This is a genomic window from Micromonospora sp. NPDC005367 (assembly GCF_040606825.1).
In the GTDB taxonomy this organism is placed as follows: domain Bacteria; phylum Actinomycetota; class Actinomycetes; order Mycobacteriales; family Micromonosporaceae; genus Micromonospora.
This window is the reverse complement of sequence record NZ_JBEXFP010000111.1, coordinates 1-1,418: the sequence shown is the minus strand read 5'-3', so window position 1 is coordinate 1,418 and position 1,418 is coordinate 1. Positions and strand designations below refer to the sequence as shown.

At 35.5% G+C, this 1,418-nt stretch carries 2 protein-coding genes; one reads left to right on the top strand and one right to left on the bottom strand.

Annotated elements, in window-relative coordinates; genetic code table 11:
* Positions 1 to 67: 67 nt before the first annotated feature.
* Positions 68 to 958 carry an IS982 family transposase gene (locus tag ABZS42_RS31960; RefSeq protein ID WP_355151677.1) on the bottom strand — a complete coding sequence of 297 codons (891 nt, stop codon included), beginning with the start codon at positions 956 to 958 and terminating at the stop codon, positions 68 to 70.
* A 277-nt stretch (positions 959 to 1,235) separates the two neighbouring features.
* On the opposite strand from ABZS42_RS31960, the gene ABZS42_RS31955 reads away from it, so the two are divergent.
* A partial coding sequence (locus tag ABZS42_RS31955) for an ATP-binding cassette domain-containing protein (protein ID WP_355151675.1) occupies positions 1,236 to 1,418 on the top strand: 183 nt, incomplete at its 3' end.

The window sequence follows — 1,418 nt, the reverse complement described above, 5'->3', positions numbered from 1 at the left end:
AATTATCTCAAAAAGCAATTTTTAATGCAATCATTAGTATTTAATAAAGACCCGAATTGCTAGTTGATTATTCAGCCATGACTTGATATCCGGTAGAATATCTTAAAGTCTCTGGTTCCAGTGATTTAGCTGATTTTAACAGTAAAGAATACGCTAAAAGTATCATCTCTAATTTCAATTGAAAACCTTGAGGCGAACGACTTTTACAACGCTCAGCTCCTAGATTTGTCAAAAAAGAGAAAACTCGCTCAATCACTTTTCTACGTTTTGAAAAATTAGGGAAAAGGATTTTCTTTTGCTTCATGTTCTTCCTGACAGGTGTAATTAGATCAATTCCTTTTAATTCCAGCCTATCATGCAGTGACTGACCTAAATATCCCATATCTCCAAGGACTGTTGGTGTCCCAAATTGACTCAACACTTCCTCGGTCATTGAACTATCAGCCATTGAAGCAGGAGTAATTGTGTAGTCTATGACATAGCCTGATTCACTGACTAAAGCATGACATTTACATCCATAGAAGTACTGTCCCTTTGTAGCATTGTAGCCAACATTTGCATCATCTCCAAGAACTTTGCTTATGAAATTACGAATAGGCTGACACAAAGGAAGGGGGAAGCTGTCAATAATGGATACACTCATTCCTTCAACCTCTTTAAAGACGAGTGCTTGGCGAATGACTTGGATACTCGGTAAGAGGGCATTACAACGGCGGACAAAGCGAGAATATTCTAGGAAATTAGGAAATAAACTTTGAGCCAATTGGTGCTTAGCTTTAAGCGTTTCACTAAAATGCAGTACGCCCCATAGGTAACAAGCGATAACTAAGCAATCTGATGTTGCGAGATGGACGTTCTTTCGGTTTTGAACCTCAAGGGAAACACTCGTTTGATAAAGCGTCTCAATGGTTGTCAGTAAATAAACAAAAACTTTTGGAAGTGTGCTATTATAAGTCATATAAGTCGTGCGCTTTCTAATGCTTAGTGGTTTAAGATTAGGATAGCACGACTTATTTATTTTCCAATGAAATTAACTAGCAATTCGGGTATAATAAAAGCATTTTTTAATATGATTACTGCTTTTATTATTTCCTCCAAAACTGTTGTTTTACCTTCATTTCCCGTAATGTTCAGAAAATTCATGAAGATATCCAAAATGATAATTTTTTGCAAATATACAGAAAAAGCAGTATACTTTTATTAAGTCTATTTAGAAAGATTTCATTGAGGTAAATATGGAAAGTGAAAATATTTTGGAAGCAAAACAAGTGAGTGTTGCCTTTCGGATTGCTGGTAAATTTCAAAAAGCAATTTATGATATTGATTTAAGGCTTAGACGTGTTGAAGTTTTAGCCATTGTTGGGGAATCAGGTTCTGGGAAGTCAACTTTTGCAACTGCTGTTATGGTATTACATAAC